The organism is Candidatus Planktophila sp. (assembly GCF_044348745.1).
Lineage (GTDB): Bacteria > Actinomycetota > Actinomycetes > Nanopelagicales > Nanopelagicaceae > Planktophila.
In genome coordinates, this window is the sequence record NZ_JBIKSG010000028.1 from 1 (window position 1) to 12434 (window position 12434).

The window sequence follows — 12434 nt, forward strand, 5'->3', positions numbered from 1 at the left end:
TGACTGTTTTAGCAACTAATTACTTAACGCCTACAGGGCGCGAGGAAGCGTGGCGATTCACACCGCTTAAGCGTCTTCGTGGTCTGCATGATGGCAGCTCGGTGCAGTCTGATCGATCAACATTGATTGCTAAGGACGCACTTCCTACCGGCGTGACTTTTACCCGTGAAAATCTAGAGCCACTTGCTGTGAGCGATGATGTCATTATTGAAAGAGTTCGTTCTTTTTCCCCATCAGTTGCACACCTTTCAATTTCAGCAAATACCGAGGTTTCAGAGCCAATCTTTTTGGGTCGCACAGCTGGCGCTTTAGATTCTGCTGAATTCTCACGTGTTCGTATCTCACTTGGAACCCACGCGGTTGCAACTGTGATTGTCGAGAACACGACTGACACGATCTTGGCTGAGGATCTAGAAATTTCATTGGCTCCAGGTTCAAATCTGAAGTTTGTGACGTTGCAGGAGTTTGAATCCCAGTCTGTTTACACGGCACGTCATCATGCGGTGATCGATAGGGATGCAACGTTCAAGTCAGTTACGGTCACTGTGGGCGGTGATGTAGTTCGCATTTTGCCAACAGTTGAATTCATAGCACCAGGAGGCTCTGTTGATCTTCTCGGGGTTTACTTTGCAACTGCTGGTCAATTCTTTGAGCATCGTATGCATGTTGATCACGCTGTTCCTCACGCAAAATCAAATGTGAATTTCAAAGGCGCACTTGCTGGACAAGGAGCGCACACGGTCTGGATTGGAGATGTTCTAATTCGTGCGGCCGCCGAAGGTACAGATACGTACGAACTCAACCGTAACTTGCTACTAAGTGATGGAGCGCGAGCAGATTCTGTTCCAAATCTTGAAATCGAAACTGGCGAAATCATTGGTGCAGGACACGCAAGTACCACTGGTCGATTTGATGATGAGCAGTTGTTCTATTTGATGTCACGCGGAATAGCTATGTCTGATGCCCGCCGCTTAGTGGTCCGTGGTTTCTTCAATGAGATCGTCTTAGAGATCGGTAATGAAACTGTTCAAGATCGGATCATGGATCGCATTGATAATGAACTAGAGAAAGCTGCTAATAATGGCTGATATATCCCTAGATCAACTCAGCGAAGGTAAGCCAGTTCTCATTGAGAAAAATGGCAAGTCCATTTGCGTTGCACGAGTGGGGGATGAGGTCTTTGCAGTTGATGACACTTGCTCTCATTCAGATGCATCTTTGTCAGAAGGTGATGTGACTGGTTTCAAAATTGAATGCTGGCTACATGGCGCAGAGTTTGACCTTCGCACCGGAGAGGTATTAACCCTTCCGGCCAATATCCCTTTGAAGACCTATGCAGTATCAATCGACGGAAATGCCGTCACGGTAGAGATTTAGTAACGAGAGAAGAGAGAAAAAATGAGCACATTAGAGATCCGCGGCCTCCAGGTATCGGTAGATACAGACAACGGCACAGTCGATATCCTAAAAGGTGTCGATTTAACAATTAAGTCAGGCGAGACTCACGCCATCATGGGCCCAAACGGTTCAGGTAAATCAACTCTTGCTTACTCAATTGCAGGTCACCCAAAGTACACAATCACAGGTGGCTCAGTAACTTTAGACGGCGCAGATGTACTTGAAATGACAGTTGATGAGCGCGCAAAGGCTGGCTTGTTTTTAGCAATGCAATACCCAGTAGAAGTTCCAGGAGTTTCAGTGTCAAACTTCTTGCGTACTGCAGCAACTGCACTCCGTGGAGAAGCACCAAAGCTTCGTACGTGGGTTGGCGAAGTGAAGGATGCCATGGAAGCACTCAACATGGATCCATCCTTTGCCGCTCGTAATGTTAATGAGGGTTTTTCAGGCGGAGAAAAGAAGCGCCACGAAATTATGCAGTTAGAACTTTTGAAGCCAAAGATGGCGATTCTTGATGAAACAGATTCAGGTTTAGATGTTGATGCACTGCGCATCGTTTCTGAAGGAGTCAACCGCGCAAAGGCAGCAAATAACCTAGGTGTTCTTTTGATTACGCACTACACACGTATTTTGCAATACATCAAGCCAGATTTCGTACATGTATTTGCTAATGGCCGCGTTGTTGAGCAAGGTGGACCAGAACTAGCCGACAAACTAGAAGCAAATGGCTATGCAGATTATGTGAGCAAATAAGAAAGTTATGGCATTTAACGTTGCGAAGGTACGTCAAGATTTCCCAATCTTTGAACGTACTATTCGCGACGGAAAAAAGCTTGTCTATCTAGACAGTGGCGCAACAAGTCAAAAACCTCTGTCAGTCATAGATGCTGAGAGCGACTTTTATAAGTTTCACAATGCTGCTGTTCACCGTGGGGCTCATCAATTGGCAGAGGAAGCAACAGATGCCTACGAAGGAGCGCGCCTAAAGGTCGCTAATTTCATAGGTGCCCGAGAAGAACAAATAGTTTTTACTAAGGGTGCAACCGAATCTCTTAACCTTGTTGCTTATGCCATGGGAAACGCTGAACCCGGAACTCGTTTTGCACTGACTTCAAAGGACAAAATCGTTGTTACGGAGATGGAACACCACGCTAATTTGATTCCTTGGCAGCAATTGGCGGCACGCACCGGTGCGCAACTGACATGGTTTGAAGTTACTCCAGATGGCCGCTTGGATCTTTCAAAGATTAATTTTGTGATCACAGATGATACGAAAGTTGTTGCTCTAACCCATCAGTCAAATGTGTTGGGAACGATTAATCCCCTGAAGGAGATAGTTGCTCGCGCGCATGAAGTTGGTGCGGTCGTTGTATTGGATGCCTGTCAATCCGCACCACATATGCCAATAGATGTAACCGAACTTGGTGTTGATTTTCTGGTGTTCTCTGGTCACAAAGCTTTAGGCCCAACGGGTGTTGGCGTGATGTGGAGTTCTTTACTAGATGATTTACCTCCATTTCTCTATGGCGGCTCAATGATAGAAACAGTCACTATGACTTCGGCAACGTGGGCGCCAGCACCTCGAAAATTCGAGGCAGGTGTACCAAATATGGCACAAGCAGTAGGTCTTGGCGCAGCGCTAGATTACTTAACAAGTCTTGGAATGCAGGATGTTCATAACCATGAAGTAGCGCTAACAAAGTATTTGATTGAGAAACTGCAACAAATTCCAGAATTGAAGATAGTGGGTCCCACCAGTCTTGATTCTCGTGGGGGAACAGTTTCATTTACAGTCGGACAAATCCATCCTCACGATTTAGGTCAGTATGTTGATAGTCAGGGAGTTGCAGTTCGCACAGGACATCATTGCGCGTGGCCATTAACTAGAAAACTAGGCGTGCCAGCAACAACTCGTGCCTCTTTATATCTATATAACGATGAATCAGATTGCGATGCGCTTTTTGATGCAATCCTTGGCGCACAGAAATACTTTGCATAATGGAACTAGATAGCCTCTATCAGGAAGTAATTCTTGATCACTATAAGCACCCTTTGAACAAGGGCCTATCTGACACGTATGGAGCACAGGTTCATCACGTGAATCCAAGTTGTGGTGATGAGGTGACCCTTAATGTCACCGCTGAAAACGGAGTGATCAAGAGCATCACTTGGGACGGAGTTGGCTGTTCGATTTCACAGGCCAGTGTTTCCATAGCAAGTGATTTACTGGTCAATAAGAGCTTTGCCGAAGCAGATGCCATTCTTGATGAATTTACCGAACTCATGCACAGCAAAGGAACGCAACAGGGCAATCCTGATGTCTTAGAAGATGCAGTGGCACTTGCCGGCGTATCAAAGTTTCCTGCACGCATTAAGTGTGCACTCTTGGGGTGGATGGCGTTTAAGGATGCAGCGGTTAGAATTAAGACAACAACAGGGGGAGAGTAACTATGGCAACAAGTGTTGATGATGTAACTGAGGCGATGAAGGATGTTGTCGATCCTGAACTCGGTATCAATGTTGTAGACCTAGGGCTTATCTACGATGTCATGGTTGATGAAGCCAACATTGCAATCCTGAATATGACTCTTACATCTGCTGCCTGCCCATTGCAGGATGTAATCGAAGATCAGACTCGCGCAGCACTGGCTGGGATGACAACTGATGTGAAAATCAATTGGGTGTGGATGCCGCCATGGGGTCCAGACAAGATTTCTGATGACGGAAGAGAACAGCTGCGCGCTCTCGGCTTTACCGTTTAATTATGTCAATGCATGCAGCGTGGATGACCCACCGCTCGATGACGGCTGATCCTTCAGTAAAAGAACAAAAGTTAAAGCCAGGCACCGTTAAGCGTATTTTCAGATTTGCCTTGCCGTATAGAACAAACATCATAATTTTTCTTGCCACTGTTATTGTGGATGCTGGGTTAATTGTTACTACTCCGCTCTTGCTAAAACGCTTAATCGATGAAGGAGTCATTCCAAAAGATGGCGCTGTTGTTACTCAATTAGCTTTATTGGTCGGACTAATTGCTATCGCAGATGCTGGCTTTAACATGCTGGGGCGGTATTTTTCATCTCGAATTGGCGAAGGTCTGATTTATGACCTGAGGTCACTTGTCTTTGCCCATGTTCAAAAGCAATCAATTGCCTTTTTCACCCGTACACAAACCGGAGCATTGATTTCTAGAATCAACTCAGATGTCATAGGAGCGCAACAAGCTTTCACGGCGACACTTTCTGGCGTAGTCAGTAATGTGGTGAGTCTTGTTTTAGTTGGTGTCACCATGCTGATTTTGTCCTGGCAAATCACGATTTTCTCACTTCTCTTACTTCCGGTATTTCTCATACCAACCAAATGGGTTGGGCGGAGATTGCAGGCCCTAACTCGGGAGTCATTTAGTGTTAACGCAGAGATGTCTAGCACTATGACTGAACGTTTCAATGTGTCAGGTGCGATGTTGGTTGCTTTATACGGTGAACCTGATCGCGAGCGTGAATACTTCAGAAGTCGTGCCCGACGGGTTGCAGACATCGGCATCAAGATGGCAATGCTCAACAGACTTTTCTTCATCGCACTTACTAGCGTTGCAGCTGTTGCGACAGCTTTTGCCTACGGCATCGGTGGCCACTTAGCCATCAACGGGGGAGTAACTGTTGGAACCTTGCTCGCAATAACTGCTTTGCTTGCACGTTTATATGGACCGCTTACGGCGCTTTCTAATGTTCGCATCGATGTGATGACTTCACTTGTCTCCTTTGAGAGAGTGTTTGAAGTTTTAGATCTTGAGCCGATGGTTAAAAATCGTGAAGGCGCAAAAGTACTAATTACTAAAGAGCCTGAGATTGAATTTGAGAATGTTGATTTCTCATACCCCAGAGCAGAAGAGATCTCACTGGCTTCTCTTGAATCGGCAGCAAAGGCTGAAACAGTACAGAGTGGTCAAGTTCTGCGAAATCTTTCCTTTGTTGCACAGCCTGGCACGATGACAGCGCTAGTTGGTCCATCAGGTGCTGGTAAAACAACTATTAGTTCTTTGCTTCCTCGACTTTATGACGTTACTGGGGGTGCGATCAAGATCGACGGACAAGACATTCGTGAGCTAACCCTTGAATCTTTGCGTGAATCCATTGGTGTTGTGATGCAGGATGCTCATCTATTCCATGAATCCATCGCAGAAAATCTTCGTTATGCAAAACAAGATGCGACTCCTGCAGAGATGCAGGCCGCGTGTGAGGCTGCACAAATCTGGAAGTTGATTGAGTCTTTGCCAAATGGTTTGGACACGATGGTAGGAGAACGTGGTCACCGACTTTCAGGAGGAGAAAAACAGCGGCTTGCTATTGCTCGTTTGTTATTGAAATCTCCTGCCGTTGTCATACTTGATGAAGCAACAGCACACCTTGATTCTGAAAATGAACAGTTGGTCCATGCCGCGCTGCAAACAGCGCTAAAGGGAAGAACAAGCATTGTTATTGCACACCGCTTAAGTACTGTGCGAGAGGCTGATCAGATTCTGGTTCTTGAGAAGGGTTCAATCGTTGAACGCGGCAAGCACGATGAACTAGTGGCAAAAGGCGGACTTTATTCAGATCTATACAACAGGCAAGATCTAACGGGTGCGACGAATCAAGATTCTTCCGTAGAGAACTAATCCGCCAAAGAAAATCCATTGCAGGGCATATGCCATGTGTGGGCCATCGCTTAACTCAGGAAGTTGTGCGGTAACTTCAGGGGTGAGAGATTTTTCTGAGCCAGATAAAAGGTCGATGTAAAACTTCTCGGTATCTAATTGAGATTGCGCATTAAGTTCTGATACAAGCCCTTCACCCTTTCCAGGCAGTGCAAAGAATGAACCTCGTGGCAGTGATGAATCAAGACGGAGTCTCCCAGATATAGAAACTTCACCTGAGGGCAACGCTGTGACAACAGGCGGAGTTGTTGCTGTTGCACCTGCTTGAACCCAACCGCGATCTACCCAGAAGCTCTTCTTATCAGTAGAGGTAAACAAGGTTAGAACTTCGTAACCATACTTGCCATCGTTATAACGATTTCGCAGGAGTATTTGCTTGTCAGGATTAAAGGTTCCCGCTACAACCACGCTCTGCCACTCGTAATCTGCTAAATCACCTTTCACGGTATTGAGTTCAATTGGCGATTGTGCGATTCGTTTTTCAATGATGGCATTACGCGCGTGACGATCAACGCCACGGTGATATTGCCATTGCGAACCCCAAAGGCACAGGATGATCAGAAGTAAAGCAATGATGGACTTGAAAAGAGCCCAAGGCTCCTTAACTTTTTGTTGGGAGCTCATTCTTAATCGAGAGCGAGTGGTTTGTCTTCGACTATGTCAGCACCACGAGTAATAGTTTCCCGTCCGGCATTAGCTATGACAACTGCAAAATACGGAAGAGTGACAGCACCTAACAAAGCAAACCATCTGTAAGGACTTGGCAAGATCACCGTCAAAATGAAGCAGGCGGTGCGAATCATCATTGAAATGAAATATCGTTTCTGGCGGCCAGCTTGATCACGAGTAAGTGCCTTAGGGGCACTGGTGATGTCATAAATCTTCTTTTCCTTGGCCATGTGAGCAAGGGTAGTGCTCGGCGCGGACCTTCGCTTCTTTTGTTTACTCAAAGGTAGGCACTAGGTTTTGGCCATGAGTTCTATTGCCTTAGTCACTGGCGGAAATCGCGGAATTGGATTGGCGATCGCGCACTCCTTAAAAACTGCTGGGCATGAGGTCGTTGTGACCTATCGCAGCGGCAATCCACCTCCAGGATTCAAATCAGTGCAGATGGATGTGACCAGCACTGAGAGTGTTGATGCAGGTTTTGCATCCATAGAGGAGCAGTGGGGTCTACCGGAGATCATCGTTGCAAATGCTGGCATCACAAAAGATGGCCTTGTCATGCGGATGAGTGATGAAGATTTTGAATCCGTGATTGATGCAAATCTCACCGGGGCTTTTCGAGTTGCTCGACGCGCTACTAAGGGATTGTTAAAGTTAAAGCGCGGTCGATTGATCTTTGTTGGGTCAGTAGTTGGTGCGGTGGGTTCGGCCGGGCAGGTTAACTACTCGTCATCTAAGGCAGGATTAGTAGGAATGGCACGATCATTTGCTCGTGAGCTTGGAAGTCGTGGGATCACCTCAAATGTGATTGCCCCTGGTTTTGTTGAAACAGATATGACTTCAACTTTGGATGAAAAGCGTCGCAGTGAAATTGCTGGATCAGTTCCTCTTGGGCGTTTTTGTACAGCAGAAGAGATAGCCGATGTCGTGACTTTTATTGCATCACCACAAGCAAGTTATATCTCTGGTGCATTAATTCCAGTTGATGGCGGATTAGGAATGGGGCACTAAATGGGAATACTCGAGGGCAAAAAGATCCTTGTTACCGGTGTTTTAACCGATGCATCGATTGCATTTCACATTGCTCGCCTTGCACAAGAACAAGGCGCAGAGGTTATCTTGACGGGTTTCGGGAGAGCGTTGTCATTAACGACTCGAATTTCTGGGCGCTTGCCAAAGCCATGTCCCGTTATTGAATTAGATGTGACAAGTGAGCCTGATTTAGCCGCACTTGAATCACGTGTTCGTGAACATTTTCCAGAGGGTCTAGATGGAGTTGTGCACTCCATTGGCTTTGCACCAGAGGCAGCCCTTGGCGGAAACTTCTTAAATACCCAATGGGAAGATGTTGCAACGGCTGTCCAAGTTTCAGCCTTTTCCTTAAAGTCTTTGACAATGGCTGCACGCCCACTATTTAGTGGTGGTGGATCTGTTGTGGGCCTTGATTTTGATGCTCAAGTGGCCTGGCCAAAGTATGACTGGATGGGTGTTGCAAAAGCCGCGCTGGAATCTACATCTCGATACCTTGCACGAGATCTGGGGGCTGAGAATATTCGCATCAACTTGGTGGCAGCTGGGCCTATTCGCACAATTGCGGCCAAATCAATTCCAGATTTTGAGCGTTTTGAGCATCTTTGGGATGAGCGTTCTCCACTGAAGTGGGATGTGAATGATCCAATCCCGGCAGCCCAAGCTGCAGTTGCTCTGCTATCTGATTGGTTTCCTAAGACAACGGCAGAGATCATCCACGTGGATGGCGGCTTCCATGCGATGGGCGGCTAAGCCTGATTTCAGGCTCGATTTCACCTTTCCACCCCTCTACGGGTAATCTTTACCCCAGACCAGTGGCGTTACAACCACTGCAAGAGGAGTTACCGCTCCCACCTTCATCGCCACTAGTGCGGGCTGGTTTGTCGGATAAGAGATTTATTTCTCTTGCCCTTGCGGTTTTCTTTTGCAGCGCTGTAACACCAAAGCGTTAACGAACCGAAGGAGCACAAAGTCACCACTGAACCGCGCATCAATGATCGAATTCGCACACCCGAAATTCGTTTGATCGGTTATACCGGCGAACAAGTTGGAGTTGTAGATATCGATACAGCGTTAAAGATGGCAGATGAAGTTGGTCTCGACCTAGTTGAGATCGCACCAGATGCCAATCCACCCGTTTGCAAGATCATGGACTTCGGAAAGTACAAGTACGAAGTTGCACAGAAGGCACGGGAAGCGCGACAGAACCAGACCCACATCGTGGTGAAGGAAGTGCGTATGACACCAAAGATCGAAAACCATGATTACGAGACAAAGCGTTCTCAGGTTGAAAAGTTTCTTAAAGGTGGCGATAAGGTCAAAGTGACTATGAAGTTCCGCGGACGCGAACAAACGCGACCTGAGTTGGGATACAAGATGTTGCAACGTCTTGCAGAAGACATTGCAGAAGTTGGTTTTGTTGAGTTTGCTCCTAAGCAAGAGGGACGAAACATGACAATGGTTCTTGGTCCAACTAAGAAGAAGACAGAAGCAGTTGCAGAAGCAAAAGCAGCACGCAAGGCGAAAGCCGAAGCTGCTGCAGAAACTACCGAGTAAGGGAACATAACCATGCCAAAGATGAAAACACACAGCGGTGCGAAGAAGACCTTCCGCATCACAGGTTCTGGAAAGGTTATGCACGAGCGCGCAGGAAAGCGCCACTTGCTCGAGCGTAAATCTTCACGAGTAACACGTCGTTTATCGACAGAGTCAGCTGCAAAGCCAACTGTCGCAGTCACAGCCAAGCGCATGCTTGGTTTGAAGTAAGGAGCGGTTAAATGAGAGTAAAGCGCGGAGTCCACGCAGCCAAGAAGCGTCGTACAACTCTAGAACGTGCCAGCGGTTACCGCGGACAACGTTCACGTCTTTTCACAAAGGCGAAAGAGCAAGTTACGCACTCTATGGTTTATGCATTTAATGACCGTAAAGATAAGAAAGGCGATTTCCGTCGTCTATGGATCCAACGCATCAACGCAGGTTGCCGCGAACATGGTCTTACATACAACCGTTTCATCCAAGGTCTAAAGGCTTCAGGTGTTGAGGTTGATCGTCGCGTCCTTTCAGAACTTGCGACAAATGATCCAGCAACATTTAAGACACTTGTTGATGTAGCTCGCAAGAGCCTTGCAGCACTCTAAGTTCCAATAATGATTGAGAGCCTTAACTCGCCACATGTTGTGCGGGTTAAGGCTCTTATTGGTTCCAGGGGAGTAAAGGAAAGAAAAGCCGCCGGCCAATTTGTTGCAGAAGGATTGCAATGTGCCCGCGAAGCGCTGAAGTCAAACAGCGGTCCAAGAATTGAAACTCTTTATCTAACAAGCAATGGACGCAGCAAGGTTGAAGAAGTATCAGATTTATCCGCTTTAAATATTGTTGATGTCAGTGATGAAGTCATGAAGGAAATGTCTGAAACCATCACGCCGCAAGGGATTTTGGCGGTGTGCACGATTCCGCAGGTCACTTTTGATTCGATTTCGCTCAATGGTTCTCGCAGATTCATCTACCTATCCGAGGTGCAAGATCCCGGAAATGCTGGAACGATTTTGCGATCGGCTGATGCCTTTGCAATGGATGCGGTAATCACATCACCAGGCAGTGTCGATATGTATTCACCAAAAGTTGTCCGCAGTACAGCTGGTTCGCTTTGGCATATTCCAGTGTTTGAATCAGTGCCGCTACAGGAACTACTTGATCTCGGGATGAATGCCTTTTCACTGGGGGCCGAAGGTTCAAAGAACTTAAGTCAGTACCAAATGTCGGGGGACACCCTTGCAGTATTTGGCAATGAAGCCCGTGGCTTATCAACTGAACAGAATATGGATTCACTAGATGTTGTAAGCATTCCTATGCCAGGCAATGCTGAAAGCCTCAATCTTTCAGCAGCCGCCTCGATTGTTATGTATCACCTATCAAATATGCGGCCGTAACAAAGGGCTACAAGATAGAGTTCTCCCCATGCATGTAGAGGAAGTTTCTGTCTGGGTTGAAGATGCCCGCAAGGCTTTCGCCTCTGCAACAGATCTTGATTCTCTTAAAACGGCTCGACTGGCCCATTCAGGCGATAAATCACCTATCGCCTTGGCATCTCGCGGACTAGGTGCACTTTCACCGGAAGATAAAGCAAGTTTCGGCAAAATCATTGGTGAAGCCAAGGCAGAGATCGCGCAAGCTTTAGCCGAAGTAACCGCCATTCTTGAGGCAGAACGCGACCGCAAGGTTTTACTTGAAGAGGTTGTGGACATCACTTTGCCAGTAAATCGTTCTCATAGAGGTGGTTTGCACCCGATAACAATTATTAAGAATGAAGTCTCAGATTTCTTTATCGAACAGGGCTTCGCTGTTGCGGAAGGTCCTGAACTTGAGTCTGGGTGGCTTAACTTTGATGCTTTAAATATTCCCGCTGATCATCCAGCTCGCACAATGCAAGATACTTTTTTCATTGAACCGATCGAATCCGGAATGGTGTTACGAACGCACACATCACCCGTTCAAATCCGAACAATGCTGACGCAAGAGCCACCGATTTATGTAGTGTGTCCTGGTCGCACTTTTCGCGCAGATGAGCTAGATGCCACTCACAGTCCTGTTTTTCATCAAGTTGAAGGATTAGTTGTCGATAAGGGAATCACAATGGCCCACCTCAAGGGCACATTAGACAACTTCGCGCGCCACATGTTTGGACCAGATGTCACTACAAGACTACGACCATCTTTCTTCCCCTTCACTGAACCAAGTGCAGAGGTAGACATTTTCTTTAACAATCGCTGGATTGAGTGGGGCGGTTGTGGAATGGTTAATCCAAAGGTACTTGCAACCTGCGGCATTGATACAGATGTTTACAGTGGCTTTGCTTTTGGCATGGGACTTGAACGCACACTAATGGTTCGACATGGCATAACAGACATGCACGACATCGTTGAAGGCGATCTTCGTTTTACCCGTCAGTTTGGAGTGGGCCTGTAATGCGCGCTCCTCTATCGTGGATCAAAGAGTTTGTAGAAATCCCAGCCTCTGTTACCGCCGATCAAATCTCTGATGGCCTTATTCGTGTTGGGTTTGAAGTTGAAGAGATCATCAAGCAGGGAGCTGATCTAACTGGTCCACTTAAGTTTGCCAAGGTTCTATCCATTGAAGAGATCACTGAGTTTAAAAAGCCAATTCGCTATGTTGGTTTAGATTGCGGTGAGGGCGAAACGCGATACGTTATTTGTGGAGCTACAAATTTTGCGGTGGGGGATTTAGTTGTCGCAGCTCTACCAGGTGCGATACTTCCAGGAGAGTTCAAAATTGGCGCCCGTGAAACTTACGGTAAGACCTCTAACGGAATGATTTGCTCTGGTCGCGAACTGGGCATTAGCGATGACCACGCAGGCATTCTGGTCTTTGCTGAAGGAGAAGTCACAATAGGTGCAGACGCGATTGATGTCTTGCAGATCAATGATGTTATTTTTGATGTCGCAGTAAATCCAGATCGTGGATATGCCTTAAGCATCCGCGGCATTGCACGTGAGGTTGCAAGCTCCTTGGATTTGAAGTTCACCGATCCCGTCAATGCATTACGCGGTCTAAAGTTTGCAGAGACTGGCAAGGGTGTTACAGCCAAGATTGGCGAAAAGTCGTCGGCTTCTGTTTTCTATGTTCGAAC

General features: G+C 46.9%; 16 protein-coding genes and 1 pseudogene. 15 read left to right on the forward strand and 2 right to left on the reverse strand.

All coding sequences use genetic code 11. The features are described from left to right. The 7 genes from sufD to AC9UH7_RS04970 all read left to right on the forward strand — a co-directional run. Nucleotides 1-1088: Fe-S cluster assembly protein SufD (gene sufD / locus AC9UH7_RS04940; protein WP_509595848.1), on the forward strand; the 1088-nt coding region annotated here is incomplete at its 5' end. Further along, nucleotides 1081-1377, forward strand: coding sequence for a non-heme iron oxygenase ferredoxin subunit (locus AC9UH7_RS04945; protein WP_509595851.1), 297 nt, complete (start codon nucleotides 1081-1083; stop codon nucleotides 1375-1377). The genes sufD and AC9UH7_RS04945, both read left to right, overlap by 8 nt. A 21-nt stretch (nucleotides 1378-1398) precedes the next feature. Beyond that, nucleotides 1399-2151 (forward strand): Fe-S cluster assembly ATPase SufC, encoded by a 753-nt coding sequence (gene sufC, locus AC9UH7_RS04950; RefSeq protein WP_509595853.1) that lies wholly within the window; start codon nucleotides 1399-1401, stop codon nucleotides 2149-2151. A 7-nt stretch (nucleotides 2152-2158) separates the two neighbouring features. Beyond that, nucleotides 2159-3397 carry a cysteine desulfurase gene (locus AC9UH7_RS04955; RefSeq protein WP_509595856.1) on the forward strand — a complete coding sequence of 413 codons (1239 nt, stop codon included), beginning with the start codon at nucleotides 2159-2161 and terminating at the stop codon, nucleotides 3395-3397. Further along, the gene (sufU, locus tag AC9UH7_RS04960; RefSeq protein ID WP_509595858.1) at nucleotides 3397-3846 is read left to right on the forward strand and encodes a Fe-S cluster assembly sulfur transfer protein SufU; all 450 of its coding nucleotides are present in this window, start codon (nucleotides 3397-3399) and stop codon (nucleotides 3844-3846) included. The genes AC9UH7_RS04955 and sufU overlap by 1 nt, the downstream gene beginning before the upstream one ends. Before the next feature lie 2 nt (nucleotides 3847-3848). Further along, complete coding sequence (locus tag AC9UH7_RS04965) at nucleotides 3849-4160, forward strand: metal-sulfur cluster assembly factor (protein WP_029018536.1); 312 nt, start codon at nucleotides 3849-3851, stop codon at nucleotides 4158-4160. 2 nt (nucleotides 4161-4162) lie between these two features. After that, complete coding sequence (locus AC9UH7_RS04970) at nucleotides 4163-6055, forward strand: ABC transporter ATP-binding protein (RefSeq protein ID WP_509595860.1); 1893 nt, start codon at nucleotides 4163-4165, stop codon at nucleotides 6053-6055. Here AC9UH7_RS04970 and AC9UH7_RS04975 read toward each other — a convergent pair. After that, nucleotides 6014-6718 (reverse strand): SURF1 family protein, encoded by a 705-nt coding sequence (locus tag AC9UH7_RS04975; RefSeq protein ID WP_509595863.1) that lies wholly within the window; start codon nucleotides 6716-6718, stop codon nucleotides 6014-6016. The two genes, AC9UH7_RS04970 and AC9UH7_RS04975, sit on opposite strands and share 42 nt — an antisense overlap. Nucleotides 6719-6720: 2 nt before the next feature. Then, a complete protein-coding gene (locus tag AC9UH7_RS04980) occupies nucleotides 6721-6993 on the reverse strand; it encodes a DUF3099 domain-containing protein (RefSeq protein WP_509595866.1) in 273 nt (90 codons plus the stop codon). A gap of 73 nt (nucleotides 6994-7066) precedes the next feature. Between AC9UH7_RS04980 and fabG the strand changes: the two genes are divergently transcribed. The 8 genes and pseudogenes from fabG to AC9UH7_RS05020 all read left to right on the forward strand — a co-directional run. Continuing rightward, nucleotides 7067-7771, forward strand: coding sequence for a 3-oxoacyl-ACP reductase FabG (gene fabG / locus AC9UH7_RS04985; protein ID WP_509595869.1), 705 nt, complete (start codon nucleotides 7067-7069; stop codon nucleotides 7769-7771). Next, on the forward strand, nucleotides 7772-8542 hold the full coding sequence (gene fabI, locus AC9UH7_RS04990; RefSeq protein ID WP_509595872.1) for an enoyl-ACP reductase FabI: 771 nt from the start codon (nucleotides 7772-7774) through the stop codon (nucleotides 8540-8542). 237 nt (nucleotides 8543-8779) lie between these two features. Continuing rightward, nucleotides 8780-9346: a translation initiation factor IF-3 gene (gene infC, locus AC9UH7_RS04995; RefSeq protein ID WP_509595878.1), complete on the forward strand. Its 567-nt coding sequence runs from the start codon at nucleotides 8780-8782 to the stop codon at nucleotides 9344-9346. Between the two features lie 12 nt (nucleotides 9347-9358). Next, entirely contained in the window at nucleotides 9359-9556 is a 198-nt protein-coding gene (gene rpmI / locus AC9UH7_RS05000; RefSeq protein ID WP_029018543.1) for a 50S ribosomal protein L35, read from the forward strand. 11 nt (nucleotides 9557-9567) lie between these two features. Beyond that, nucleotides 9568-9927, forward strand: a complete 360-nt coding sequence (gene rplT / locus AC9UH7_RS05005) for a 50S ribosomal protein L20 (protein WP_509570635.1) — start codon at nucleotides 9568-9570, stop codon at nucleotides 9925-9927. A gap of 9 nt (nucleotides 9928-9936) precedes the next feature. Then, nucleotides 9937-10716, forward strand: a complete 780-nt coding sequence (locus AC9UH7_RS05010; RefSeq protein ID WP_509595874.1) for a TrmH family RNA methyltransferase — start codon at nucleotides 9937-9939, stop codon at nucleotides 10714-10716. 28 nt (nucleotides 10717-10744) lie between these two features. Continuing rightward, nucleotides 10745-11752, forward strand: a complete 1008-nt coding sequence (gene pheS / locus AC9UH7_RS05015; RefSeq protein WP_509595875.1) for a phenylalanine--tRNA ligase subunit alpha — start codon at nucleotides 10745-10747, stop codon at nucleotides 11750-11752. Then, nucleotides 11752-12434, forward strand: a pseudogene (locus tag AC9UH7_RS05020) (phenylalanine--tRNA ligase subunit beta); the annotation flags it as partial. The gene pheS and the pseudogene AC9UH7_RS05020, both read left to right, overlap by 1 nt.